The following is a 24,990-nucleotide window of genomic DNA, read 5'->3' on the forward strand; positions in this document are numbered from 1 at the left end:
AACATGTTTAATGTACAATCTAAAGCTATAAAAGGAACTATAAACAGCCACTTTTATAGCTTATTGATACTAGAATAAATATTCATTAACATATTAATAAATTACATTATTCATTAATATACATATCCAGCCATTCCTTATCATCTGTAATGCATATATATATTTTTTTCTTAATTCTTTCTTCTTGCTCTTCGCTTTCCATCTTTATACCATATACATACTTCCATTGGCTCCCTAGAATTCCAATATCTCCTTTTAAGTTTAATAGCTCATCTACTTTTTTATAAATTTCCGGAATATAGCTGTCTTCTTTTGCTTTAGCAATTATTATATACTCATTATCTTTACTTATTAATGCTATATCGTTTATCAAATCGCTTATTTCACTTAATCCCAATTCATTTATATCTGTTATTATACTTCTTTCTTCTTCGAATTTCTCATAATTCATTAATTCCTTAATCATTTCAAACGCAGAAATATCAGTATATGAATTGGGCTCAAAGGGATCATTTATACTATCGTTTTTCTTAAAATTTTTTGTGCATGAAACAGTTACTAAGATTACTATTATCGCTAATGTTATTGTTAAAATTCTTTTTTTCATATATTTCTACTCTAATGCCGATGCTGGTACTTGTGTAAAATTAGGCGATAATATTTTAATCTTATAGTTATTCTTAGCATTTGCTGAAGGTACAGAACTTGTATTCATTTGCTTTTTCACTATATCTCCCCTTATCCTTTTATTAATATCTTCCTTCATTAGCTACTAAATTTATGCTTCAGTTTTGCTACCGCCACCTGTCTTAAACTTAATAACTAGATAATAAGAATCCCCCTTTCATCTGCTATATACTTATATAACGAATGAAAGAGGCTATTAAGGACACTTTTATAAAAACTTTTTTACTTTATACTTAAACTTATTTTCATAAGTTCTGTTTTTTCTATTTCTGAGGATATTTTCATCTGATATTCTCCTTGTATCCACATTATATTTTTTATTCCCTTATTTTCATAATAATAAAACTCTCTATCATCTAAAATCAATTTTTCTAATACTGTACCTTCAGTATCTACTATAGAATTATTTGTATTTATTTCTATTTTTCTAAACAGGATTTCTTTTCCTATAGCATTTTTATAGGTAATATATACATCATTAAAAATCTGTTCTTTCTCGGTAATTTCAAAGCCTTCTGGAAGGTACTGCGGCAAATAACTTTCTTGTATATCTTCACCATATTTACCCTCATGCTTTTGATATGAAATGCTTGTAAACTTTTCAAATACATCCGTAATCAACTCTATAACCCTTACCCTAACTGCCTCTACACTCATACTTAAACTTCCTACAATACCTACTATTAAAATAGCAATACCTATTTTTCTAGCTAATCCAGAAGATTTATTACATTTTTCACTCTTAATTAATGCATACATTTTTTCTTCAAATGCTTCTGTAAATCTATGATCTTCTTTATCTTTATTTTCAAGCTGTTCTAGAATAATTGTTTCTGCTTCTCTGGCTGCTTTTATTATATCTAAGTCATCTATTTCATCCATTATCCTACCTCCTTTAAAAATTCCTTTAATTTTCTCTTTGCGCGTTGTAATCTTTTTCTTACATTCTCTTCTGATAAACCTAATAAATTTGCTATTTGTTTATCTGTATAATGATGACTATATTTCAATAATATAATTTCTGAGTAATGATGTGGTAAGGATAAGATTGCAGCTGTTAGTGGATTTTCTACTTTATCGATAACCTCTTGCTCAACAGTCGTACCCCTATGCTCTATTAATGTTTCTTCATTAATTTGAACTGTATTTTCTCTTTTTCTCTTTCTATATAAATCAATAGCTGTATGCTTGACTACTATAACGATAAATCCTTTTGTTTTAGGACACTCTACATTATTAATTTTATTTAAATGCTTCATTATTTTTATAAATGACTTATGTACTGCATCTTCTGCTAAGTATTCATCATTTAAAATATCATTGGCTATATGAAACATAAGCTGCCTATAATTAAAATAAATTTTTTCAAACTTACTTTTCTCTTCTTCCGTATCTAGCATCATTAGATAAATGAACATTTTCTAGCCCCCAACTTTTTTTACAAATTTCTACTCTACTTTTATTATACTATTTCAATAACCTTATTGTAAAAATAGAATGCCCTATATCTATATCTACATCTAACGTAAGTAAAGGCATCTTATAAGAAATCAACTATTAGTAGGATATATAGCTATAGTTCAATATTTTTCCTAGGAAAGGTAATAGGATCTATGGTATTTTAAATAGGTGTTGTACTTCATACAAAGTTTGATAAAAAGTACAAATAAAAATAACGTAAACTACTTAATCATTAAATTATTTATAATAAAATAGGAGGACATATTATGAAATATGAAGTTATATTATTTGATGCAGATGAAACCTTATATGATTTCAAAAAATCTGAAAGAGAAGCATTTAAAAATACAATGTTTAAGTTTAATATAGACTATAATGAGGATTATCATCTAAAAATTTATAAAGAAATAAATACAGCTCTATGGAAAGAATTTGAACAAGGACTTATTACCCAAGAAAAATTAAAAATAGAAAGATTTAAAAGATTATCAGACCAATTAGATGTAAGTTTTGATGCGCCTAAGTTTGCAAAATTATATATGGAATATTTATCGGATGCATCCTTTTTATATGATGATAGTATGGAGCTTATAGAAACGCTAAATAAGTCCTACAGACTTGCTATAGTCACTAATGGCCTTACCTTAGTCCAAGATAAAAGGATCAGAAAATCTATTCTAGCAAAATATTTTGAAACTGTAGTAATCTCTGAAGAAATATTAATCTCAAAACCTGATCCTAAAATTTTTGAACATACTTTAAAACATATGAATTTCTCTGATAAAAGTAAAGTCTTAATCGTAGGAGATAGTTTAAGTTCTGATATACAAGGTGGAATAAACTTTGGTATAGATACCTGTTGGTATAACCCTAATAAGATTGTAAATAATACTTCAATCACACCTACTTATGAGATTTCTAATTTTGATGAGCTTAAGTCTCTGCTACTTCATGCATAAAAATGCTCCTGTAATTTTCAAAATAAACTAGACTCTCAATGTTCCTATATCTTGAATCGCCCATTTTTCTTGAAATAAATAAGGCTGGTAGCCCTAACTCATGCCACCAGCCTATTTATTCTACGTCATTAATACATATTCGTTCCATTTACAAGTGCATAACAAATATTATGCATTGCATTTTTTAGTCCATACCCTATTCCAATAGAATCTTTTTTATAGGAATCTTTTAATGTTTTCTCTGAAGCTAATAATCCCATTTCTAACATTAAATCATTCCCATTTTTCGCTGCTAAGCCAGCATCTATTCAAGATCCGAGACATGCATCCGTTGAAACAACACCTCTAAATCCCCATTCCTCACGTAATAAATCCTGTAGTAATTCAGAAGAATCTCCACACCATTTACTTCCTAAGAATGAGAAAATAAATTTCTCTCATTGCTTGTTCATTTCCCCAAAGGATAATACTACCTCTCGCATTTAATTCCACATCCTTACATACAAAATGCTTCATAAAAGCAATGAGCCATTTCCCTAAATATCAATATCATAATACCTTTTTAATCTTTAAGCTACTTTACTTAATTTACTTTCCTCTTTATCTTCTAGTGCATTTATTTGCTTCCACTTCATGCTCATTAATATCATAGTTAATATAAATGCTAATATATCCGCTATAGGTGCTGCGTAAATTGCTCCTTTTATTCCAATTACTATTGGTAATATAAATAGCCCTGGTAAATAGAAAATGATTTGTCTTGAAAGCGATAGTATGCCTGATTGCATTGGTTGCCCTATAGCTTGGAAGAATATTACACAAACAATTTGGATAGCATTTAATATACATCCTGCTAAGAAAATACGGAAGTACATAACTCCGAATTCATTATACATTGCATCCCCTGCTCCAAATAAATTAACGATTTGTTGAGGGAAAAATTCAAAGCAGATTAATCCTAAAGTAGATACAATAACTGCTCCTGTTAAAGCTATTTTAACCGTTTCTTTTACACGGCCCATTTTTTTAGCTCCATAGTTAAATCCTAATATTGGTTGAGCACCAACAGCTATCCCTAATAATACAGACAGCATAATTTGATTCACTTTAGTTACAATTCCAAATATGGATAAAGGAATTTCGCTACCATATACAGATGCCGCTCCATATTTTGTTAACACATTATTTGTAGCAATAGCTACTATAGCAATAGCCGCTTGTGTTATAAAACTAGATATGCCATATGTTAAAGTAGTTTTACAAATTCTAAAGTTAGGCTTTAAAAACTTAAATTTAAATTTAATATTATTGAATTTCTTAATATATAAGATACCAAGTATTGTACTAACAAGCTGACCAATAATCGTTGCATAAGCTGCACCTTTTACACCCATGTCCAATGTAAAAATAAATATAGGATCAAGTACTGTATTAATTAGAGCACCGCATAGCATAGAAATCATTGCAAACTTAGGATTTCCATCTCCACGTATAATCGAATTAAATCCAGTACTAAACATAGCAACAGGTAGTCCAATAGCTATAATTCTTGTATAATCCATTGCATATGGCATAACAGCTTCTGTTGCACCAAACATTCCTAAAATTTGTTTTAGGAATAGACTGCTAATAAGAGCAAGTACAATACCTGAAGCAGCAAACATCGTTATGGCATTTCCTACAATAAGTTCTGTGCTCTTAGTATCTTTCTCGCCTATCTTTAAACTAAAGAAGGCTCCAGCCCCATCTCCTATCATCAATGCAATCGCAAGTGCAATAACTGTCAATGGGAAAGCTACGCTCGTTGCTGCCGTTCCAAAATAGCCAACTCCCTGACCGATGAAGATTTGATCCACTATATTATATAATGCACTTACAAGCAGCGATATAATACACGGTATTGAAAACTTTAGCATAAGTTTTTTTACAGGTTCACTAGCTAACTGCTGTGAAATTTTATTTTCTACTTTGCTCATCTTTATTTCCTCTTTTTCTTTTTGAACTTTAGTGGCTTCTCATTCCATTTAACCTTATTATTTAATTTTTACATTGTAAACCTGGTTAACATTATTCATAATATCATCACAACATTAATAATGTCAACTTAATTTACACCAACATTTACTTATAACTTAAAATGGATATAATAAAGATATAGTAAACTAGGTCTAAACTTAATAATATAAAAGGAGTTCCCTATGCAATCATATTTTGAAAATTTAAACATCATTGACTTGATAAGTGAAAAGCATGCCCAACTTCGTAAAATGGTAAGAGATACTTGGGTAGAACAAGGAAATCACTATTTAACAGATACAGAATCTTACATCCTGGCTCTAGTAGAAAGAAGTCCTATGACTGTGGCACAACTAGCGCGAATTATTGACATCTCACGTCAAGGTGCTCATAAGTGTGTGCAAGGCCTGATCTCTAAGGGCTACATTAAATCAGAAATCCTAGAAGGTAACTGTAAAAATAAAGTCCTTACACTAACTCAAAAAGGAATACTATTCCGCCAAGAAACACTCACTATAAAAGAAAAGTTTGAGCAAGATATAAAGACATCTATAGGTGAAGAACATTTCAATCTAGTAAAACAAACCCTTCAGAAAACATGGTTTCCAGAATAATTCATTTCACTTTTACACAAATAAAAAGCTTTTTCTTGGTTTGAATTAGATAGTGATCATCCAAACTAAGAAAAAGCTTTTTAACAAGATTATTTATATCTTAGGTATTTAATTATTGATATAAGATATATTTTTTTTAATATTTATATCTTATGTTGGTTAATTCCTTTTCTTTATAGAATCATATATTAATGCCAATGAACCATTAATTTCAAGTATAGTATTTAAAATTGAAATTAAAAATTACTCTAAATCTAATCGTTCTCTCCAGTAGTCTAAAAACATATCTTCATTAAATTTGACTACTTCTTGCTGCTGATTCATTATCCTACAGAATTTACTCCATTTATCTCCCTCTTCATTAAGTACACTGATAATGGCTTCATCCTCAACTGCATTCCTAGATTTGACAAGCTCAGCTGTATCATCTAAAAAAGCTAAAAATACACTAGAACAGATGTCTTTGAGCTGTGCTTCATCAGTCGCTTCATTAATTTGCGGTAAATATTGATTAATATAATCTTGAGCTTTCATCTTTTTACTTCCTTTATCTGAAAAATTCTTTCATCAAGACTGTAAGGTATCATTAATCTTTCACACTTAGTCTCTTATTAAATATGCCACAAAACACTCATAATTATTAGGATATTGTTTTCGATCTACTTTCTATCTTCTGTCTTATATTCATTGGTTTAAAAAACATAGCATTTTTTATAGTAAGGTTCTCCGTAACGTACTCTACAGAGCACATTTTTATTTTAATATTAGTCTACCTCTTCCATTTTTACATATTTCTGCCCAAATTAGAATATTAACTATTGGTGTAATTCTTCTAAACACACTCTCTCCTATGGATTTATCATAAACTTCTTTTGCAATATATCCTTCTATTGAATTTGTAGGTAGTTTTCCTTTGCATGACTTCATTCACTATTTCAAATGGTATTGGCTCTCCCTCTGCTTTCAAAGTAACAGTTGTTTACGAAAATTTATTGGTATTCTTATAATTTTATAAACCTTGTTATTTCTAAAAACTATTTGTTTTAAGTATTTTTTAACAAATAGTTTTCTAACTCATAATACTACTATTAATTTTAAATCTACTTATCTTCATTTCATGACAAATCACTTTTATAAACTCTATAAGATAAGTTATAATGATTAAAATTAATATTAACTATGAGGAGTACATTTTATGGAATATAAAATAAAAGAAGTCTCTGAAATAACTAATATATCTCAATCAAAAATAAGATATTATGAAAAAGAAGGATTATTACCTGGATTTAAGCGAGATAAAAATAATATAAGAGTATTTTCAAAAAAAGATATAGAACTACTAAATTTAATTCGGTGTTTAAGAAATATAGGAATGTCAGTCAAAGAAATTCGTACTAATTTAGATATTCTATCAGATAGTAGAAATAATCAATTAGCAATAAATATTTTAATGGAACATCGAAGCAAATTAGAAAAACAAAGAAAAATACTAAAAAGCTATATCGAGAAAATAAATTTAAACCTTGAAAGTAGACAAAATAATTAGTATAGATTTTCCTTTTAAAATACTTGACTTAAACTATAGTTTAATAACTATAATTATAAACACCAAGATATATAAGGAGGTATTTTATAATGATTGTAAATACTGATAAGTGTATAGGTTGCACTTTATGCAAACAAGATTGTCCAGTAAATGATATAGAAATGATTGATGGAAAGTCTCATGTAAAAAATAAAACTTGTGTAAAGTGTGGACATTGTATTGCAATTTGCCCTGTAAGGGCTATATCATGTGATGATGAAAAAGATTATTCAATGAGTGAAGTAAAAGAATACAACATTGAAGAATTTTCAGTAAATCCAGATGTGTTAATGAATTTTATGAAATTTAGAAGAAGTGTTAGGTTATTTTCAAACAAAGATATTGAAGAAGAAAAGATAGATAAAATACTTGAAGCAGGCAAATTTACTCAAACTAGTGGAAATTTACAAGATGTTTCATATGTGGTTGTAGAAGATAAAATACAAGATCTTAGAAAAATAGTGCTACAGACTTTAAATAACCAAGCTGATAATTTGTTGAATGATGAAACTACGACTCCCCAAATTAGGATGTATGCTAATATGTGGAAAGCTATGTATAAAAACTTTGTAGAGAATCCTGATGGAGAAGATAAACTATTCTCTAAGGCTCCTCTATTGATAGTAGTAAAATCAAAAAACATTGTAAATGGAGCTTTAGCAGCATCAAAAATGGAACTTATGATAAATGCTTTAGGACTTGGAACATATTTTAGTGGATTCTTATCAAGGGCTGCAAACTTTAATCCTGAAATAGGTAAGTTTTTACAAATAGATGATAGTGAAGAATTAGTTGCATGTATGGTGATTGGTTACCCAAAAGTACATTATAAAAGAACTGTCCCAAGAAAAGATGTACACATAACTAGATTATAATTTAAAAATCTTAAAATTGTATGCAAATACTAAATCATCGTAAATATATTGTTGTATTAACTATAGTTTAGTATTTAGTTCAGTTAAATTACATATAATTTTGGATAAAACATACTTATTTACAGTTTAACTATAATTAATTTATTAAAGGGCTTTCTATTTGATTAAATTTTAAATGAAAAAAAATGTTATGTTATCATTATCCTTTTAAATAAAAACTTATATTCTAATTAGAATATAAGTTTTTATTTATGAAACCGTGCTCCTTTACTTGTGATACGATTCCCCTTCTATTAGCATCTGCTACCCTTTTCTCCTCAAATCCTTATTTAAAATGTAATGATAAAAGATAGTACTCTTCAAAGTAGTATCTTCCTTAAACAATTAACTATTTGTTGGCTTGTAATTCCTTTTTGATTTTGTTAGCAATTTCTTGGGAGTATTCAAATGGTCCTTCTGGATAAGTCCATCCGAAACCATCATTTGAATAACGAGGGAATATATGAAGATGAAAATGTCCAAAATCACAAAATTCTCCTCCATTTTGCATTATACTATAACCTTTTATATCGTATATTTTTTTATAAGCTGTTACTATTTTTTGTGCTAAAACTAACATTTCATTTAGCATATTCAAAGATACTTCTTCAAGTGAATCAACATGTGTTTTAGGTATAATTAACACGTGGCCTTCATTAATAGGGTCTATATCCAAAAATGATATAATTGACTCTGTTTCATATATTACCTTACATTCAATCTCTCTATTAATAATTTTACAAAATACACATTCACTCATTTTTGCATTGCTCCCTTTATTCCCATTCCTCGGTATTCTGGTGCTCTTTCAAAGCAGACAATAGAAATTGTCTTACCACAAGTTTTTTCTCGTGCAAATTTAGGTACAAATCCTTCATAACTTTTAATATCCGCTGAATTGCACCATCCTATGGATATATTATCATCAAAAGCTAAATATCCTTGTATTTATTTTATCAGCAGTTAGCATCTCTATAGCATATTTACGTACGGTTTCTTTTACCCATGTATTTTGAACTCACTTATCATTCTTTCAATTGTTTCTTTATCTTGATTCGGAGAAGTACAATAGCATTGACCATTAGGATTACTGTCCGTAAATGCAGGATTATCAAAGAAATCTAGGTAATCTAATATTAATTCATGTGTTAAAGATTTAATTAAAAAATTCATTGCTTTTTTCATAGTATCCCCCCTATAAATACCAATTTGTTATTCGATAAAACATCTATTTCAAACTTCTATCTGATTATATTGAAATTTTCACTCTAATTTCTCCACCTCATAAATTTTCTTACGAATAGCAAGTGTAGGTTTGCCAAGCCCTTACCGCCGCAATGGTGACAGTCACCCGATAATTCAACTACAATTCAAAACCATCATGAATTTTATTTTTATTATGTGATATAACCAATCTTCATACTAGGTACTATCTCTCTCCAACGATTAACTATTTATTTGAATAAACTAATATATATTTTAACTATTTCTTATACGTCTTGTTTTACTTCGTCGTGGTTTACGCCCATTTTCCACTCTATAGGCACTGATTTTTTCGGCTATTTGGTTATAGTCTCGTTCAAATAGTTCTTCGCTAATCTGATGCTGCAACACTTCTAATGATAGTTTTTCAATGATTTTCTCTATGACAAAAGCCTTGCTCTTTTGCTTATAAGCTGGCAATTCCTGTACCTCTTGTATATGGGCTAACTCTGGTCGCCATAGGATACTTAACTTCCTACTTAACTCCATCTTTTCATTGGTACATGCCTCTCTAAGTACACAAAAAGCTATATCTTGTTCTCCTTTTTCTACCATGATAATCCCCCAGTAGTCAGGTACTTGTTTTTCGATTGTTCCTATATGGGTAGCCCCCACTACTACATAGTTATAATCAAAATAGATGTCGTAGTCCTTTACCTGCCTCACTAGGCGTACATAGGTGTCTGCATCGCTTTTTATTTCTATCCCTACTATTTTATTTTCTAGTACCATCACAATATCTGCTCTAGAACGCCCCATTTGCTTCTCTTCGATGATACGATTTTTGCCATATCGCTCATCTAAAAAGGTAAACAGAGGCTCTCTGATGTCTTTATCATATAGCATGATTTTTCTCCTATCTTATCGTCCTTCTCTTTAGTTTACTAAATCATCTTGCAAATTCAAATAGCTGTTTGCTACATAGGTAGGTTCCCCCCTCTAGGATTAGCATACACATCAAATTCTCCTGTTAGTAATATACATAACCACTATTGATTCCTAAAATTGCTTTTTTCATCAAAATAGGCTATGCAACCTACTTGATTGGATAGCCTACTTTTGCACTCTATACTGGAATGTCACAATATACCCTAGCGTGATTTTATGGATTTCACGATGAATTTCGCGTGCCCTTTCTTTTCTTCATCTCTTTCCCCTTTGCACTGTTCGTATCTAGCTTACATTCCCTCTAACGTCACTTTCGTGCTCATAATATATTGATATCGTCAATATTAGTTTACAATTTCTCCTCAAGCATATTGCATACTATACTGCCGTCGTAGGCGGATTAACTGTCTTCCACTAGGAAGTGATATTTAATTCTGACTATACCACACTTAATTTACAGAATAGATATTTATATACTCAACAGAAGGAGTACTTGCAAAAATGATTACTTATTACAACAATAGGATTTTTCTGCATATGATCACTAGCTTAGTCTGTTGCAGCAAGGCATAATTTTTCAAAAGATGATTTAGATTGAGCTAGACTATTTATTTGTTTAACTATACTTTCATTAATTCTAAAAGGGCTATCACTTACTTGTGGTACGGTTCACCATTATTAATTCTATACCCTCTATAAATTTGCTCCACCAACATAACTCTAAAAAGTTGATGTGGGAATGTCATTTTTGAGAAGGATAAGCTATCATTTGCTCTTTTTAAGACTTTATCTGAAAGTCCAAGTGAGCCGCCGATAACAAATACGATATGGCTATTTCCTTGTACCCCACAGTTTGCTAACATCTGAGCAAAGCCTTCTGATGTCACCATCTTACCGCCTAGATCTAGTGTAATCACATAAGCTGTATCTTTAATCTGTGCAAGAATCTTGTCCCCTTCTTTATCTTTGATTTGGAGTTCTTCTTTTTCTGAAGCATTGTCTGGTGTTTTTTCATCTACTAATTCAATAATGTTAAGTTTGCAGTATCTGCTTAGTCTTTTGCTGTATTCATCTATCGCTTGTACTAAATATTTTTCTTTAAGTTTGCCTACGCATACGATTTCTATTTTCATGTGTCTCTCCTAAGTGTCGTTTTTCCTTATTATAACATGCCTTGCATCTTCCCTATACCTATCGTTATCAGATTTATTTAGAGATTTTTTCTTAAAGTGTTACTTTAAGCTAGCATATTGCACAAAAAATTTTTGATACTTTTTCTATTCAACCTGTATAGTTTGATTCTTTTCTTCTTTTTATATCTATCAACTTAGCACAATTTTAAATCAATTTCTTAGAAATTCACTTTTTTTATTTACAGATAAAACCGACAAGATATTTTATATTTTTCCATTTATGGACATTTGAATATTTATGTATCTTGTCAATTGCACGTGACTAGGCATTGGGTGTATAACTTTGTTATAGCATCGTTAAAGATCTCAATCCTAGGCAGAATTTTTAATGATACCACTAAGATCGGTTTGAAAATTTTTAGTCTCCCCCTTCTAAAAATGGACAAGCTTCTTCTTGGGACTAGATTGAATGTTGGTGGCAATCATCTAATCTAGTACATATACCTCTATTGACTTTTTCTTCTAAGCCGCGTTTAACTGAATATAAGATTTAATTATAGGCATGATCTGGGCACTTTGCTTATGGTTAACGGACTAAGCAACCTACAGTGATAACTAATGAATAGCTCTTTCACCTATGGAACCCCTACTCAGTACACCATCACCAATAGTCCCTACTCTATCCTCTACCTTAAATCTTCCATTCCTTTGAACAAGTGCTTGCTTCTTATAGTCAATAGTTCTTGCCACACAATAATACAAGCCAACCTAAGTCTACCCGTTTTAAGGGGGAGGGTACTCTTAGGTTGGCTTGTATTGTTTTTATTAACTTTTATTGTGCTTCACTTATTTCCTCAAACCATAGATTCATATCTACACCACCTGATATGCCTGCCACACTACCATTATCGGTATACTGCCACATTTTAAATTCATAAGGGTAACTTGGTTCTTCTCTATACTCTGCTAACCAGATATCATATGTACTAAGCTCACCTAATTCAATGACATCTTGTAACCAGTGTCTATTTCCATAGATCATAACTTGGTATCCTGCTTGTTCAATCTCTTCACAAAATGCCTTTGTAATCTCTGTAATTTCATCTTTTGTTAAATGACTAATACGGTCATTCTCTTCAATAAACTCTAAGTCAAAGACGACTGGATAGGTCACATCATGTTTCTTGATTTGTTGTAATACAAACGCTGCCTCTTCTTTTGCTTCTTCTGGTGAAATAGCTTGTGAGAAGAAATAAACACCTACGTCTAAACCTACTTTGTTCGCTGAAGTAACATTATAAATAAAGGTTGGATCTTCTTTAATATTACCTGTCTCGTAGCCTCTATAGCCTACTCGTAACATGGCAAAATCAATATTTTCATCCTTTACTTGTTTCCAATCAATCTCACCTTGATATTTAGATACATCAATGCCTAGCTTTGCTTTTATATTGCTATCATTGTACTGCTTCTTGTCATTATGTTCTTCTAAATATGTCCAATCATAACTATGTAGTGGGAATTCCTCTATGTATTGATTCTCTATTGTTTCATCTTTGTACTTCATGGGGATTACTTGTTCTTCGGGACTATAGCTCAAACTAAAAATAGTTCCACACATATACATACTTAACCCAATAATCACCAGATGCATTTTACTTTTTTTAGTCACTTTCATTGCTCCTCATCTGTGTATCAATCTCTCTATGGTTAATATGATAGCCTACAAAGAACATCTTTCTCTCTTCTTCGCAAGCTATCATCAAAAATCAAATCCTTTTTCCCTTTTAATCCTTATTCTACATCCAAAAGCTTACAAAAGAACCTATAAGTTTCTTACGAAACTGTCATAAATAAAGTCACCTTAGTCAGTTAATTAACTTGCTTGTTTCGCATGCTTTTGGTAAGGATAAACCTTCTTATTCTTTACCATATAGATTTCATTGTAGTCCTTTTCATGCTCTTTGAAAAGTACATGTGTAACATGAATAATGGTTACACCCTCTAAATCTAAGAGACTCTTTTCAATTTCTTTAGCTTTTGCTGGATCTAAAGCTGAAAAGGCTTCATCTAATAAAATTAAATCTGCCTTTTCAAGTAGAGCACGGGCTATAGCAATACGGCTCTTCTCTCCCCCTGAGACATTCTTCCCATCATCATAAAGCATTCTTTCTAATCCATCTGGATGATTATTTACAAAGTCGGCCAGTCCTGCCTTTTCTAAAGCCTCCAAGATTTCCTCATCTGTATAGGTTTTATAAAGCGTTAAGTTATTGCGTAAGGTATCTTCAAAAATAAAGACTTTTTGATCGATGTTACTAATTTGTTTAAAATAAGCCTCTTTTTTAATAGAGCTAAGAGGTGTATCCCCCATCCAAATGGTACCTTCTATTGGATTAAAGTATTTGCGTAGCAGCTTTAATAAAGTAGACTTACCGCCTCCACTTGGTCCGATGACGAGATATTTCTCTCCTGTTCTAAAGGCGACATTCACATCTTCTAAGATTAGCTGTTTCTTTTCATAACCAAAGGATACCCCTTCTATACTAATGCCTTTACCCAGTTCACAATGCTCTATTTCCTCTTTAGTCTCTTCATGATTTGTAAGTGTAGCTTCTATTTTCTTAATGATGCCTCCTACTGTAGCAATTTGTGGCATAGCTTCACTAATCATCATCATTGGCCCAAGTATTCTAAACATCCCTTCTACAATAAGGAGCACACCACCTATGGTACCTTCCCCTTGTAAAGCCAGATAACCTGCAACGCCCATGACGCCTAATATCATAAAGTTAGATACCGTGTTTTGCATACAATATACATAGGAGAGTAAACGATCAATCAAGTACCCTCTATGCTGAACGGTCTCACTTTTTTCATCAAAGTTATTTTGAATACGCTCTTGTAAATTGTTATTACGAATAATGTGGAAGGCTGATAATACCTCTTTGATATACCCTGTATACCCTTCAAATAAATCACTTCTTGCAGTTGTTTGCTTCGTAATAGGCTTTTGTAGTAAAAAGGTAAGTCCTGTATTAATCACTACAAGTACAAGTCCTAATGATACAAGCTTTGGATTAACCGTAAAGATCATCCACATCCCTGCAATAAAGACAGCGCCCCCATCTATAATGGAATATACAGGATTGATGAGCTTTTGCTCTAACGTATTAAAATCATTGGTTAATGCAGATAAATACTTGGCGTTGTTCTCTGAATAGAACTCACTAATATTTTTAGCATAAACCTTTTCTAAATAATAATCCTTCATCAACTCATTGGCTTTTCGTTTATAAAGATTCTTTGTACAAGTTACAATAATAGCAATAGGTACCAACGTCAGTGCAAGTCCCATCACTCTCATACTCTCCGTTGTAAATTGCTCCATTTGCTTTCCTAAAGCTAAATCAAAAAGCCCCATAAGCTGAATCATTACATAGCCTTCTAATAAACCTAGTACTAAAGTAAATCCTACAGCCATCAATAAATACGGCCATACTTTTGTTAAGCGTTTTAGCATACGCTCACCCCCTCAAAATAATCTTTAGCATCATATTGATTCAATCTACCCGCCTGTAATTCTAGAACATAATCATAGCCTTCACTTATTCCTTCATAATAACGATGACTGATAGCAATGACCGTTTGTGGTAGATTTAAGAATACCTTCTCTATTTCTCTTCCTAATGCTTCATTTAAACTTGCTGTCCCCTCATCTATAAAGAGGATTTCTGCATCCTTTACAATGGCACGTGCAATAGCAATACGCTGTCTTTGCCCTCCTGATAGATTCTTGCCATTTTCAAGAAGCGGTGTCTCTAAGCCTTCTTCAAGCTCTGCTATAAGACTTTCTAGTCCTGCTCCTTTTATAGCCTCTTGCATAAAGGTTTCATCTGTCTCACGATAGAGATTGATGTTGTTACGTATAGTGTCCTCAAATAAGAAGATATCTTGGTCAATAACTGCTACTTTTTCATTAAAGCTTCTTTCATCAATGGTTCTATAGTCTATACCATCCACTTTAATACTTCCTGTGTAGTCTTCATTCAACATTTGTAAGAGATGAAGCAATGTAGACTTACCTGCTCCACTAGCTCCTTTAATTAAATACTTTTTCCCCTTTTCTAGAGTCATGTTAGTATGGTCTAATAGCTTACGCCCTTCATAACCAAAGCACACATCTTTAAGTTCAATTGTACGATCAAACCGAAAAGCATTTGACTTTGTTTCTTCTTGTGAGATCTCTAAACATGTTAACTTCTCATAAATTTTAATAGAAGAACGCATGACATTGACTAATGGCAGACTATCCATCACACGGAAGATAATTTGAGTACTGAGTTGAAATAAGAAAACTGCGATACCAAAGCCTAAGCCGCCTCCTATCTTCCCTCCTAAGTAGAAGATGACCCCTGCCATGACAAAGTAACCCACAAAGATTAATACATTTTGTTGTATCTCTGAATAGTTATTAAAGGCTTGCTTTCTTGCCTCCGCTCTTGAGATTTCTTTCTTATTTTTCTCTAAGAACTTATCTTCCATATTCCCAAGCTTAATAATCTCTAACCCGTTAAAGGTATTACTCATATTAAGGGTTAGGGCTTCATTCCCTTCTGATACAGCTTCTTGTAACTTCTGGGTACGCTTTAAAAAGAGTGTACAAACCCCATAGCAAATCATAGATACAAGGAATAATCCCCCTGCAAGAACTGGCTCATAACATGCAATAATAATTAATCCAATGATATACATACCAAATCCTGAAATCAGATTAAGCAAACTGATAAAGAACTTCTCCTCAATTAAATTCACATCATTGGTCAATCTTGAAACATAATTTTCTTTCGATACCTTGCCAAATTGTTTTGGACTCATTTTAAGTACTGTACCAAAGGCTTCTGCTCGTATATCCAAAAGGACTTTACGCATATACCCAATACGTAAAAATCTAGAAGATAAGTAAAGCCCAGCGCCAATCAGTACAATAATGACACCGTAGCCAATACGTGTCATAAAAAGTTCCATACTTCCTTGCTCTAGTGCATCCATAATATAGCCTGAAAGCCCCATGATCAATAAGTCACTTACTATAAAGAAGCAGCTTGCAATCATATAAATAATAAATTCCCATTTTCTCTTTAATAATAATGTTTTCATAAACCCTCCTAGAAATTACAAGGGCTCTTCGTTGCAAATAGATTATATATCTAAACATTTAAACGCACAAAAATAGGCTATAGGAAATACTACTTCCTATAGCCTCACTTAGCCTACTATGTTTACCACTAGCATCTGTTATACACCATCATTCCTTAACTGGAATAAACAGTTGCCCTATCTCTGGTTCACACGCTCTAGACTAACTCTATCTATAGAAAAGTAGAGTTTAACTGAATATATACTATCTGCATCAAAGAACACACCTTTAAGCATAGGAAACAAACCTATACTAAGGCCTCAAAGTAATTTTGTTAAATTCTTTTTGATATTTTGGTGTCCTTTGCTAATGATACTTCTGTATCAAATTAGCAGTATAGTATTCTACTCATCCTCTACTTTCCTCCAATTCATTAATTTATTGTATAATTATAGTATATTAAAAATCATTTGTAAACCTTTTTATTATTTTATACTTTAATCTACAAGTTATTTACTTCTATTTTTATCCTTAAGCATAAATTATAATTTTATTGTATTGTTTAACATACTTTTAACATACTTTACCTTTAGTTTTTACATCCTACCCGTATACTCATTGTTGTACTCTGATATGAGCTAATCGGGTATAATTTCTTCAAGACTACATCCTATCCTCTCGATACATAATTCGAGACGAACAAAGACCTACAAGCGGGCTGATCACCCCCATTCTTGTAGGTCTGTTTTTTATTTCGTTATCTTTCTATTTTTTCTTGCCTAAATAAGCTTCTTGAATCTTTTCATTATGAAGCAATCCCATTCCTGTTCCTTCTAAAATAATATTCCCTGTTTCTAAAACATACCCATAGTCTGCACATTTTAAGGCTAGGTTGGCATTTTGCTCTATAAGCAGGATTGTCATACCCTCTCGATGAATGGTCTTAATAATCTCAAAGATATCTCGAATAACTAAAGGTGCTAATCCGAGGGACGGTTCATCCATCATAAGCACTTTAGGCTTAGACATAAGCGCGCGTGCCACAGCTAACATTTGTTGTTCCCCACCTGAAAGGGTCCCTGCCATCTGCCAATGCCTTGACTTTAAAATAGGAAAAAGGTTATAAACCCACTCTATATCTGATGCTAAATCATCTTTACGAAGATAGGCACCAATCTTAATATTTTCTAATACGGTTAAGTTAGGAAAGATACGCCTTCCCTCTGGTACAAGTGAGATACCACTACTCACGATTTGATTAGTACTTACCCCCATAATGCTTTGCCCATCTAATAAGATATCGCCCGAGTCTGCTTTTACCAACCCCATAATAGACCTTAGAATGGTACTTTTCCCTGCACCATTAGCACCTATCAGTGTGACAATATGGTTCTTTGGAACTTCTAGACTTACCCCCTTAACAGCTTCTATGCCTCCATAACTTACTTTTAAATCACTGATTTTCAGCATCTTCACTCACCCCCAAGTAAGCCTCTATAACCCGTTCATTTTGTTGAATCTCCTCTGCGGTTCCTCTTGCAATTAACTTTCCAAAGTCTAAAACATAAATACGATCTGATATTTCCATAACTAAATCCATATGATGCTCAATCATAAAAACTGTTAAGTGAAAGGTATTTCGGATACGCTTAATAAACTGAGTGAGTTCCAAAGTCTCTTGAGGATTCATCCCTGCTGCTGGCTCATCTAAAAGTAAAAGCTGTGGTTTGGTCGCTAAAGCCCTGGCAATCTCTAAGTGACGCTGCTGCCCATAAGGCAAGCTACTTGCCTTTTCATCTTTCACCTCTAATAAGCCGACTGTTTTTAGTAACTCAAGAGCTTGCTCCTTCATAGCCTCTTCTTCTTTTCTTGCCTTGCCTGTTCTAAATACTGTGCTGAAGAAGTTATTTTGTAAATTCATATGCTGAGGAATAAGTACATTTTCAAATACTGTCATTTCTTTAAACAGACGAATGTTTTGAAAGGTACGTGCAATCCCCTTTCTTGTAATGCGGTCTACCCGCATGCCTGTGATGTCTTGCCCTTTAAACTGAACCTTTCCCTGTGTTGGTTCATAAACACCTGTCACTACATTAAAAACCGTTGTTTTCCCTGCACCATTGGGCCCAATAAGTGCAACGATCTCACCTTCATGTACTTCTAAATCAAGTCCATCTATAGCTACAACACCACCAAATTGCATCATAATCTGACTAAGGTTTAACACATCCATTAGCACCCCTCCTTTTGTTTTTTCTTATTAAATTTTGTCTTTAAGTTTTTAAAGAAAGAGGCGATGCCTTCCCAAGTAAATTCATTTTGCCCCATGATCCCCTTACGGTAATACAGTACAACCAACATTAAGATAACAGAGAAGACAACCATTCTAAGTCCTGGCCTAAAGAGAGGAATGCTAACGCCAAATAAGGTTGCTGGTTCATCTAAGAACCTTAACCATTCTAGCCCTGCTGTTACAAGAAAAGCCGAAATAACTGTTCCCGAAATACTGCCCATTCCCCCTAATACAATAATCAACAAGAAGTTGTAAGTAAGGGTGAAATAAAATTGCTTTGGATCTACTGTTCCAAGTAATGCCGCAAATAACCCTCCACCAATACCTGCCATAAATCCACTAATAATAAAAGAGAGCATCTTGTGCTTAAAAAGAGAGATGCCCATAGCTTCTGCTGCTACTTCATCTTCCCTTATAGATTTAAATGCTCTACCATAGCTAGAACGAATGAGTAAGAACATGAAGATAATAGAAAGCAGCATAATCCCAAATGTCCACCACATGCTTGTAATGGTTGGGATATTTTTAATTCCTAATGCACCATTTGTAATCGTCTGTAAGTTAGTAAATACAATACGTATAATCTCTGAAAAGCCCAATGTAGCAATCGCTAGGTAATCCCCTTTTAACCTAAGGACTGGTGCCCCTATTAAAAAGGCAAAAAAGGCTGCTACAAGTCCTCCAAGTAGCAAAGCCACTACAAAAGGAAGTTGAATGTTGGCAATAGCTGGATGCATCGGTTCTAAGTAATAAACCATTTCACGCTCTGCTAAGGGTACTGTAAAAATCCCTACACAATAAGCACCAATGGCCATAAAGCCTGCTTGCCCTAGTGAAAAAAGCCCTGTAAATCCATTAATCAAGTTCATAGATAACCCAAGTATGGTGTAGATGGCACATAAGTTAAGAATACGTTTTAAATAGCTATCAAAAAAGATATTGCCCAATGCAACGAAGATGCCCAGCACGATTATCGCCCCTAAAGTGAGCATCATTTTTTTCTTCTTCGTCATCTTTTACACCTTCTCTATAACTTTCTCACCCATTAAACCACTAGGCCTTACAAGTAAAATAATGATAAGAAGTACAAAGGCAATAGCATCTCTATATCCTGTTAAACTGGTAAAACAAGCAACTAAAAGGACTTCTACAAGTCCTAATATAAAACCACCAATAACAGCTCCTTTCACATTACCAATACCACCAATAACGGCTGCTATAAAGCATTTAAGCCCAGGCATAACCCCCATCATTGGCTGAACTTGTGGGTATTTCATCCCCCATAAGATAGCACCAATAGCTGCAAGCCCTGACCCTATAGCAAAGGTTGCTCCAATAACTTTATTAATCTCTATCCCCATAACCTTTGCGATCTCATGATCTTTAGATACTGCACGCATTGCCATTCCTAACTTGGTCTTATTAATAATAAGTAATAATAGCCCTAATAAAACTAAGGTCACTATAGGTACAACGATCATCAACGGTTGAATACTTACACCACCTATTGCTATAGGTGTGGTCATAAACGTAAACTCTGGAAAGGCTTTGGGCTTACCTGAAAACAAGAAGGTCGCTAAGTTCTCTAAGAAGAATGATACCCCTATGGCAGAAATCAAAATAGAAGACTTAGGTGCATCCCTTAAAGGCCTATAAGCTGCCTTTTCTACTAAAGCACCTAGTATTACTGTACATATTACAACCAGTATAATGGCTATGTACCAAGGAACATGAAAAACAGTAATACCGAAAAAAGCAAAGTAAGCTGACATCATAAAAATATCACCATGTGCAAAATTAATCAGTCTCAAAATCCCATAAACCATTGTATAACCAATGGCAATTAAGGCATATAAACTTCCTAACGAAATACCATTTGCTAGATGTTGCATCCACGTACTTAACATATCATGCCTCCTTTTTCTATACATACCTTACAACTGCTTCTCTTTTGTTAAGTACACCTTGGAATACACTCTCCTACGGCTTCTTCCGAATATTTTAGAAGGGGTTAGCCATTAGATGCCCCCGGCAAGGCTAACCCCTCTATCCCTACTATTTACCTCTTACTTACTTATCTATTCCTTAATAACAACTGTGTCAGAGTAGACAAACTTACCATTCTCTACTTTTTTGATAATCGCCATATTCTTATCTGCATCGCCTTCTTCGTTAATGGTAATCATACCGGTTACCCCTTCAAAGTTTGCTGTTTTTGCAAGTTCGTCACGGATTGCTTTCGGGTCACTACTACCTGCACGTTCAATAGCATCTAAAATAAGAATATAAGCATCATAGCCTAATGCACTTACAGCTGGAACACTTTCTCTATCTGGGTATTCAGCTTTGTATGCTTCTACAAACTTTTTAGCTTCATCTGTAGCAGGTGCTGTATCATCAAAGAATGTAGAAAGAACAACTCCTTCAACTTCTTTGCCACCTACTTCAATAAACTCATTTGTTTCCCAAGTATCTCCCCCTACAAAAGGTACGGTCATTCCTAAGTTACGTGCTTGCTTAATAATAAGTGCTGATTCTGTAAAGTTACCTGGAGCAAAGACTACATCTGGATTTGCTTCTTTGATATTAGTTAAGATACCAGAGAAGTCTTGGTCATTTGTATTGTAGTTACCCGTTGTAATAATACAATTAGGATCACCTGTTAGTTGGGTAAAGGCATCGACGAAGAATTTTGCAAGACCTACTGCATAGTCATTAGATACTTCTTGAATGATTGCAGCTTTTCTATAACCTTGTTGGTAGCAGTAGTTTGCCATAACTGTTCCTTGGAATGGGTCTAAGAAACATACACGGAAATAGTATGGATTATCCTTTGTTACAAGTGGATTGGTACAAGATGCACCTACTGCTGGCACTTGATTAGATTTGACAATATTTCCTGCTGCAATAGAAAAGCTAGATCCCCAAGAACCAATAATAGCTGATACTTTATCTTTTTCGATCAAACGTGCAGCTGCTGTTGTTGCTTCTGCTTTATCTGACTTATTATCCGCAATGACTAATTCTACTTTCTTCCCTAACACTTCTGGATAAAGTTTATTGGCAATCTTCATTCCTTCAACTTCTAATTCTCCACCTGCTGCATTAGCACCTGTTAATGGCTCAAACACCCCAATTTTAATAACATCCCCACTACTACTTGAGCTTCCCGTACCGCCTCCTGTACTATTGCAACCGGCTAACGATGTCATGAGCATCAGCCCACATACTATAAGACTCATCAATTTTTTCATAATTAAACTCCCCTTACTACACATTATTGTTCTATAAATATTCACATGTCCTGTTGAATATGCAATATCATACATCCTTTATGGCCATAAAAGTCATATAAATACAATTATTCTTGTTTACTTTCTAGAAAACTATATTATAATAATAGGCGAGAATAAGAATGAATTTTGATAGTTAGAGGTTTAGTAGAAATGAAATATCGTTTTAAAATCGGAATGCGTACTATAAAGACATTGCTCGCTGTTGCTATTTGTATTATCTCTTTAGCATTTATGGGCGTTCCAGATCCATTCTTTGCATGTATTGCAACAATCTTTGTTATCCAAGGGGATAAAGATGGATCCGTTCAAAATGCTAAAAATCGTGTTTGGGGAACTCTTTTTGGAAGTATTATTTCTAATATTGTCTTCCTTTGCTTAAGTTTTTTACCTTATAATGCTTATGTTCAAGCCCTTGCAGCTTGTTTAAGTATCTTTTTACTGATTCAAATTGCATTATACTTCAAAAAACCTGCTGCTATTTTCCCTGGATGTATTGTTATTTGTGCAATTCTTTGTACAACAACTAATATCCAAATGCCATTTATTTATGGTATCAAACGTACTGCATATACACTCTATGGAGCCATTGTTGGGCTTGTAGTTAACTTATATGTATACCCTCATCACCTTCACAAGCAAAGTATCATTTGTGATGATGAGGACGAATTAGAAAATGACAAAAGAGTAGATTCAAGTCCAACTTGAATCTACTCTTTTGTCTATATATTTCATTTCTTTTTCGACCTCATAAAAGGCCTTCATATGATCGGTATAAATTTTAATAATAGCACTCATCTGTTGAGAACTTAAATGTGTAAATTCTATACCAATATGCTTTTTATATTGTCTCGCTAGATACCCTTCAATTACAATGGTCTCTTCTTCATTTTTTAAGTAAACTTTTATAGATTGTCCAAGTTCAAATTCTGCTAAAGACATAAGTTCCATGCCTAGACCTTTTTCCGATATATCCTTTAGTTGCCCTTCATATGAATGCTTATCACATTCAATATTTATATTCATAGGCCTTTTAAGTTCTATACGCTCTACATTTCTATAGATTGGCTTTTGATAGGCTACATAAATACTAACTACTGCACCTATAAAATTATAAATACTCCATAACATATTAATACTATAAGCACCCATAGTGATTGTATTTGTTACAAGTGCATATGTTCCTATAATCCATGCTAACACAGATGCGCTTGCAATTATAATATGAGGTAAACTCCCTCTAAATTGAAAATAAGGCTTAGTACTTACCACCTCTTTAGGCGTTACATTAAATCTGATATTAAGACAGAACAATTCCTTTAATACAGACAAAGTAATATGTGGTGCCATAGCTACTTCATATACATGTGACCATCTCAATGTCCTAGTATTGGGAGAAAAGGCCTTAAAAATCAAGTATTGCCCTAGTAAATAAGGAAGGAAATACTTCAAAATCTCTTGAACAGAACTATCAATCATCAACACTCCAAATAGCAAATAGCATAAAGGTGCCATGATGAAAATCATCTTTTGAACACTACTAAACCAATAAAGTACCCCATCAAAATATGCTATTTTTTGCTTCCATTTCAATCCCTTCATCGTTAATGGATTAAAATGCTTAATCACTTGTAGATTCCCTCTACACCATCTATCTCTTTGCTGAATCAAGTCTGTATAAGTTGTTGCACTTAGTCCTAATACAAGTACTTCATTAATAAAAATGGTTTCATATCCTTGTGCTTGTAAGAGCATGCCCACTGCCATATCTTCTGTGATTGAACAAGTAGGATAGCCACCTAGTTCGCATACATATTGTTTTCTAAATACAGCATTTGTTCCTACATGTAGTACGGCACCTATCGCTGCTCTTGCTTCTTGTACATCCCTCATAAAAAAGTCTTGTTCATTTGGAATGCTCTTTCCTAAATTATATTGATACATATCTTGGTTGTAGTAAACTTGTGGTGTCTGAACAAAAGCTACTTCTTCTTTTTCAAAATACCCGATAGTCTTCTCTAAAAAGGCTTGGGTTGGGATCATATCTGCATCTAAAACTACAAAAAGATCTCCCTGTATATAATTTAGTGCATTATTAATATTACCTGCTTTTGCTCCCTCATTATCTATACGTGTTATATAACCTACGCCATACGCTTTACATAATTGCTCCAAAGTACTACGTTTACCATCATCACACACATACACTTTCATCTTGTCTTTTGGATAACGGATATTTAAGCTAGCTGCAATCGTCTTTTCAACTAATTGAATAGGTTCATTATATGTACAAATTAATATATCTACAGTGGGGAGGGGCTGCTCCCTATAACTTTTTAAGTTTTTCTTTTCTATCTTATAGGTTTTGGAAAACATATACTCAAAAATCAAAAATTGAGAAATACCTATCATTTCTGCTCCAATCAATAAGCATCCTGCAATAAATGAACTTGGTGAATGGGTAGGAATAGCTGTAAATCTCCAAATAATGTAGATTAATAAAATTACTGTATTTACTTGAATAAATAAAGGTCTTAGCCTAGGTTTCCACTTCGTCAAAGCTAACGTTAATAAAAGTAGTATAATTGCAAAATAAAAGTACATGGTGTCATCCTCTCTAGTGCTCCTATTATACAATAACCTTTTTTGTTTAACAACTATTATGTCTACCATTCTAACTTGTATTTCATTCCTTAAAAACATAAAAAGATGATTTCCGGGACTATGGAAATCATCTTTTTATG

At 32.9% G+C, this 24,990-nt stretch carries 26 protein-coding genes; 5 read left to right on the forward strand and 21 right to left on the reverse strand.

Annotated elements, in window-relative coordinates:
* Positions 1 to 106: 106 nt before the first annotated feature.
* From BN2390_RS20105 to BN2390_RS20115, 3 genes are all read right to left on the reverse strand, one after another.
* Positions 107 to 607, reverse strand: coding sequence for a hypothetical protein (locus tag BN2390_RS20105; RefSeq protein ID WP_053986078.1), 501 nt, complete (start codon positions 605 to 607; stop codon positions 107 to 109).
* 302 nt (positions 608 to 909) lie between these two features.
* Positions 910 to 1,569 carry a DUF4367 domain-containing protein gene (locus BN2390_RS20110; protein WP_053986079.1) on the reverse strand — a complete coding sequence of 220 codons (660 nt, stop codon included), beginning with the start codon at positions 1,567 to 1,569 and terminating at the stop codon, positions 910 to 912.
* Positions 1,569 to 2,105: an RNA polymerase sigma factor gene (locus BN2390_RS20115; protein ID WP_053986080.1), complete on the reverse strand. Its 537-nt coding sequence runs from the start codon at positions 2,103 to 2,105 to the stop codon at positions 1,569 to 1,571. The genes BN2390_RS20110 and BN2390_RS20115 overlap by 1 nt, the downstream gene beginning before the upstream one ends.
* 309 nt (positions 2,106 to 2,414) lie before the next feature.
* Between BN2390_RS20115 and BN2390_RS20120 the strand changes: the two genes are divergently transcribed.
* The gene (locus BN2390_RS20120) at positions 2,415 to 3,107 is read left to right on the forward strand and encodes a YjjG family noncanonical pyrimidine nucleotidase (protein WP_053986081.1); all 693 of its coding nucleotides are present in this window, start codon (positions 2,415 to 2,417) and stop codon (positions 3,105 to 3,107) included.
* Between the two features lie 128 nt (positions 3,108 to 3,235).
* Here the strand turns inward: BN2390_RS20120 and BN2390_RS21835 are convergent, their stop codons facing one another.
* Positions 3,236 to 3,376: a hypothetical protein gene (locus BN2390_RS21835; protein WP_154668862.1), complete on the reverse strand. Its 141-nt coding sequence runs from the start codon at positions 3,374 to 3,376 to the stop codon at positions 3,236 to 3,238.
* 300 nt (positions 3,377 to 3,676) lie between these two features.
* Positions 3,677 to 5,083 carry an MATE family efflux transporter gene (locus BN2390_RS20125; RefSeq protein WP_053986082.1) on the reverse strand — a complete coding sequence of 469 codons (1,407 nt, stop codon included), beginning with the start codon at positions 5,081 to 5,083 and terminating at the stop codon, positions 3,677 to 3,679.
* Between the two features lie 222 nt (positions 5,084 to 5,305).
* Here BN2390_RS20125 and BN2390_RS20130 point away from each other — a divergent pair, with 222 nt between their 5' ends.
* The gene (locus BN2390_RS20130; RefSeq protein WP_053986083.1) at positions 5,306 to 5,737 is read left to right on the forward strand and encodes a MarR family winged helix-turn-helix transcriptional regulator; all 432 of its coding nucleotides are present in this window, start codon (positions 5,306 to 5,308) and stop codon (positions 5,735 to 5,737) included.
* A gap of 243 nt (positions 5,738 to 5,980) precedes the next feature.
* Here the strand turns inward: BN2390_RS20130 and BN2390_RS20135 are convergent, their stop codons facing one another.
* Positions 5,981 to 6,271, reverse strand: coding sequence for a hypothetical protein (locus BN2390_RS20135; RefSeq protein WP_053986084.1), 291 nt, complete (start codon positions 6,269 to 6,271; stop codon positions 5,981 to 5,983).
* Positions 6,272 to 6,490: 219 nt separating this feature from the next.
* Positions 6,491 to 6,664, reverse strand: a complete 174-nt coding sequence (locus tag BN2390_RS22010; RefSeq protein WP_198524959.1) for a hypothetical protein — start codon at positions 6,662 to 6,664, stop codon at positions 6,491 to 6,493.
* A 268-nt stretch (positions 6,665 to 6,932) separates the two neighbouring features.
* On the opposite strand from BN2390_RS22010, the gene BN2390_RS20140 reads away from it, so the two are divergent.
* Together BN2390_RS20140 and BN2390_RS20145 are read left to right on the forward strand one after the other, a co-directional pair.
* The gene (locus tag BN2390_RS20140; protein WP_053986085.1) at positions 6,933 to 7,283 is read left to right on the forward strand and encodes a MerR family transcriptional regulator; all 351 of its coding nucleotides are present in this window, start codon (positions 6,933 to 6,935) and stop codon (positions 7,281 to 7,283) included.
* An 89-nt stretch (positions 7,284 to 7,372) separates the two neighbouring features.
* A complete protein-coding gene (locus BN2390_RS20145) occupies positions 7,373 to 8,197 on the forward strand; it encodes a nitroreductase family protein (RefSeq protein ID WP_330373845.1) in 825 nt (274 codons plus the stop codon).
* 388 nt (positions 8,198 to 8,585) lie between these two features.
* Here BN2390_RS20145 and BN2390_RS20150 read toward each other — a convergent pair whose 3' ends face one another.
* From BN2390_RS20150 to BN2390_RS20205, 13 genes are all read right to left on the reverse strand, one after another.
* The gene (locus tag BN2390_RS20150; RefSeq protein ID WP_278308285.1) at positions 8,586 to 9,032 is read right to left on the reverse strand and encodes an HIT family protein; all 447 of its coding nucleotides are present in this window, start codon (positions 9,030 to 9,032) and stop codon (positions 8,586 to 8,588) included.
* Between the two features lie 203 nt (positions 9,033 to 9,235).
* Complete coding sequence (locus BN2390_RS20155; RefSeq protein ID WP_053986088.1) at positions 9,236 to 9,421, reverse strand: hypothetical protein; 186 nt, start codon at positions 9,419 to 9,421, stop codon at positions 9,236 to 9,238.
* A gap of 294 nt (positions 9,422 to 9,715) precedes the next feature.
* On the reverse strand, positions 9,716 to 10,345 hold the full coding sequence (locus tag BN2390_RS20160) for a sce7726 family protein (RefSeq protein WP_053986089.1): 630 nt from the start codon (positions 10,343 to 10,345) through the stop codon (positions 9,716 to 9,718).
* 695 nt (positions 10,346 to 11,040) lie between these two features.
* Complete coding sequence (gene rlmH, locus BN2390_RS20165) at positions 11,041 to 11,520, reverse strand: 23S rRNA (pseudouridine(1915)-N(3))-methyltransferase RlmH (RefSeq protein ID WP_053986090.1); 480 nt, start codon at positions 11,518 to 11,520, stop codon at positions 11,041 to 11,043.
* 615 nt (positions 11,521 to 12,135) lie between these two features.
* Positions 12,136 to 12,270: a hypothetical protein gene (locus BN2390_RS22330; protein ID WP_278308278.1), complete on the reverse strand. Its 135-nt coding sequence runs from the start codon at positions 12,268 to 12,270 to the stop codon at positions 12,136 to 12,138.
* Positions 12,271 to 12,352: 82 nt separating this feature from the next.
* Positions 12,353 to 13,192 (reverse strand): glycoside hydrolase family 25 protein, encoded by an 840-nt coding sequence (locus tag BN2390_RS20170; RefSeq protein ID WP_053986091.1) that lies wholly within the window; start codon positions 13,190 to 13,192, stop codon positions 12,353 to 12,355.
* A gap of 204 nt (positions 13,193 to 13,396) precedes the next feature.
* Positions 13,397 to 15,043, reverse strand: coding sequence for an ABC transporter ATP-binding protein (locus BN2390_RS20175; RefSeq protein WP_053986092.1), 1,647 nt, complete (start codon positions 15,041 to 15,043; stop codon positions 13,397 to 13,399).
* Complete coding sequence (locus tag BN2390_RS20180; RefSeq protein ID WP_053986093.1) at positions 15,037 to 16,680, reverse strand: ABC transporter ATP-binding protein; 1,644 nt, start codon at positions 16,678 to 16,680, stop codon at positions 15,037 to 15,039. The genes BN2390_RS20175 and BN2390_RS20180 overlap by 7 nt, the downstream gene beginning before the upstream one ends.
* A 745-nt stretch (positions 16,681 to 17,425) precedes the next feature.
* Positions 17,426 to 18,130 carry an ABC transporter ATP-binding protein gene (locus BN2390_RS20185; protein ID WP_053986094.1) on the reverse strand — a complete coding sequence of 235 codons (705 nt, stop codon included), beginning with the start codon at positions 18,128 to 18,130 and terminating at the stop codon, positions 17,426 to 17,428.
* Positions 18,114 to 18,893, reverse strand: a complete 780-nt coding sequence (locus BN2390_RS20190; protein WP_053986095.1) for an ABC transporter ATP-binding protein — start codon at positions 18,891 to 18,893, stop codon at positions 18,114 to 18,116. Before BN2390_RS20190 ends, BN2390_RS20185 begins: the two co-directional genes overlap by 17 nt.
* Complete coding sequence (locus tag BN2390_RS20195) at positions 18,893 to 19,966, reverse strand: branched-chain amino acid ABC transporter permease (RefSeq protein ID WP_053986096.1); 1,074 nt, start codon at positions 19,964 to 19,966, stop codon at positions 18,893 to 18,895. The genes BN2390_RS20190 and BN2390_RS20195 overlap by 1 nt, the downstream gene beginning before the upstream one ends.
* Positions 19,967 to 19,969: 3 nt before the next feature.
* Complete coding sequence (locus tag BN2390_RS20200; protein WP_053986097.1) at positions 19,970 to 20,860, reverse strand: branched-chain amino acid ABC transporter permease; 891 nt, start codon at positions 20,858 to 20,860, stop codon at positions 19,970 to 19,972.
* Positions 20,861 to 21,031: 171 nt separating this feature from the next.
* Positions 21,032 to 22,207 (reverse strand): ABC transporter substrate-binding protein, encoded by a 1,176-nt coding sequence (locus BN2390_RS20205; protein WP_154668863.1) that lies wholly within the window; start codon positions 22,205 to 22,207, stop codon positions 21,032 to 21,034.
* A 192-nt stretch (positions 22,208 to 22,399) separates the two neighbouring features.
* On the opposite strand from BN2390_RS20205, the gene BN2390_RS20210 reads away from it, so the two are divergent.
* Positions 22,400 to 22,954 (forward strand): FUSC family protein, encoded by a 555-nt coding sequence (locus BN2390_RS20210; RefSeq protein ID WP_053986098.1) that lies wholly within the window; start codon positions 22,400 to 22,402, stop codon positions 22,952 to 22,954.
* On the opposite strand, the gene BN2390_RS20215 is transcribed toward BN2390_RS20210, so the two are convergent.
* Positions 22,940 to 24,850, reverse strand: a complete 1,911-nt coding sequence (locus BN2390_RS20215) for a glycosyltransferase family 2 protein (RefSeq protein ID WP_053986099.1) — start codon at positions 24,848 to 24,850, stop codon at positions 22,940 to 22,942. The two genes, BN2390_RS20210 and BN2390_RS20215, sit on opposite strands and share 15 nt — an antisense overlap.
* Between the last annotated feature and the right edge of the window lie 140 nt (positions 24,851 to 24,990).

Source organism: Niameybacter massiliensis (genome assembly GCF_001282685.1).
GTDB classification, from domain to species: domain Bacteria; phylum Bacillota; class Clostridia; order Lachnospirales; family Cellulosilyticaceae; genus Holtiella; species Holtiella tumoricola.

Bases quoted from the DNA above. Each gene is read 5' to 3' on its own strand.
- BN2390_RS20105 (WP_053986078.1), bottom strand. From the start codon at position 607: ATGAAAAAAAGAATTTTAACAATAACATTAGCGATAATAGTAATCTTA.
- BN2390_RS20110 (WP_053986079.1), bottom strand. From the start codon at position 1,569: ATGGATGAAATAGATGACTTAGATATAATAAAAGCAGCCAGAGAAGCA.
- BN2390_RS20115 (WP_053986080.1), bottom strand. From the start codon at position 2,105: ATGTTCATTTATCTAATGATGCTAGATACGGAAGAAGAGAAAAGTAAG.
- BN2390_RS20120 (WP_053986081.1), top strand. From the start codon at position 2,415: ATGAAATATGAAGTTATATTATTTGATGCAGATGAAACCTTATATGAT.
- BN2390_RS21835 (WP_154668862.1), bottom strand. From the start codon at position 3,376: ATGTTAGAAATGGGATTATTAGCTTCAGAGAAAACATTAAAAGATTCC.
- BN2390_RS20125 (WP_053986082.1), bottom strand. From the start codon at position 5,083: ATGAGCAAAGTAGAAAATAAAATTTCACAGCAGTTAGCTAGTGAACCT.
- BN2390_RS20130 (WP_053986083.1), top strand. From the start codon at position 5,306: ATGCAATCATATTTTGAAAATTTAAACATCATTGACTTGATAAGTGAA.
- BN2390_RS20135 (WP_053986084.1), bottom strand. From the start codon at position 6,271: ATGAAAGCTCAAGATTATATTAATCAATATTTACCGCAAATTAATGAA.
- BN2390_RS22010 (WP_198524959.1), bottom strand. From the start codon at position 6,664: ATGAAGTCATGCAAAGGAAAACTACCTACAAATTCAATAGAAGGATAT.
- BN2390_RS20140 (WP_053986085.1), top strand. From the start codon at position 6,933: ATGGAATATAAAATAAAAGAAGTCTCTGAAATAACTAATATATCTCAA.
- BN2390_RS20145 (WP_330373845.1), top strand. From the start codon at position 7,373: ATGATTGTAAATACTGATAAGTGTATAGGTTGCACTTTATGCAAACAA.
- BN2390_RS20155 (WP_053986088.1), bottom strand. From the start codon at position 9,421: ATGAAAAAAGCAATGAATTTTTTAATTAAATCTTTAACACATGAATTA.
- BN2390_RS20160 (WP_053986089.1), bottom strand. From the start codon at position 10,345: ATGCTATATGATAAAGACATCAGAGAGCCTCTGTTTACCTTTTTAGAT.
- rlmH (WP_053986090.1), bottom strand. From the start codon at position 11,520: ATGAAAATAGAAATCGTATGCGTAGGCAAACTTAAAGAAAAATATTTA.
- BN2390_RS20175 (WP_053986092.1), bottom strand. From the start codon at position 15,043: ATGCTAAAACGCTTAACAAAAGTATGGCCGTATTTATTGATGGCTGTA.
- BN2390_RS20180 (WP_053986093.1), bottom strand. From the start codon at position 16,680: ATGAAAACATTATTATTAAAGAGAAAATGGGAATTTATTATTTATATG.
- BN2390_RS20185 (WP_053986094.1), bottom strand. From the start codon at position 18,130: ATGCTGAAAATCAGTGATTTAAAAGTAAGTTATGGAGGCATAGAAGCT.
- BN2390_RS20190 (WP_053986095.1), bottom strand. From the start codon at position 18,893: ATGGATGTGTTAAACCTTAGTCAGATTATGATGCAATTTGGTGGTGTT.
- BN2390_RS20195 (WP_053986096.1), bottom strand. From the start codon at position 19,966: ATGACGAAGAAGAAAAAAATGATGCTCACTTTAGGGGCGATAATCGTG.
- BN2390_RS20200 (WP_053986097.1), bottom strand. From the start codon at position 20,860: ATGTTAAGTACGTGGATGCAACATCTAGCAAATGGTATTTCGTTAGGA.
- BN2390_RS20205 (WP_154668863.1), bottom strand. From the start codon at position 22,207: ATGAAAAAATTGATGAGTCTTATAGTATGTGGGCTGATGCTCATGACA.
- BN2390_RS20210 (WP_053986098.1), top strand. From the start codon at position 22,400: ATGAAATATCGTTTTAAAATCGGAATGCGTACTATAAAGACATTGCTC.
- BN2390_RS20215 (WP_053986099.1), bottom strand. From the start codon at position 24,850: ATGTACTTTTATTTTGCAATTATACTACTTTTATTAACGTTAGCTTTG.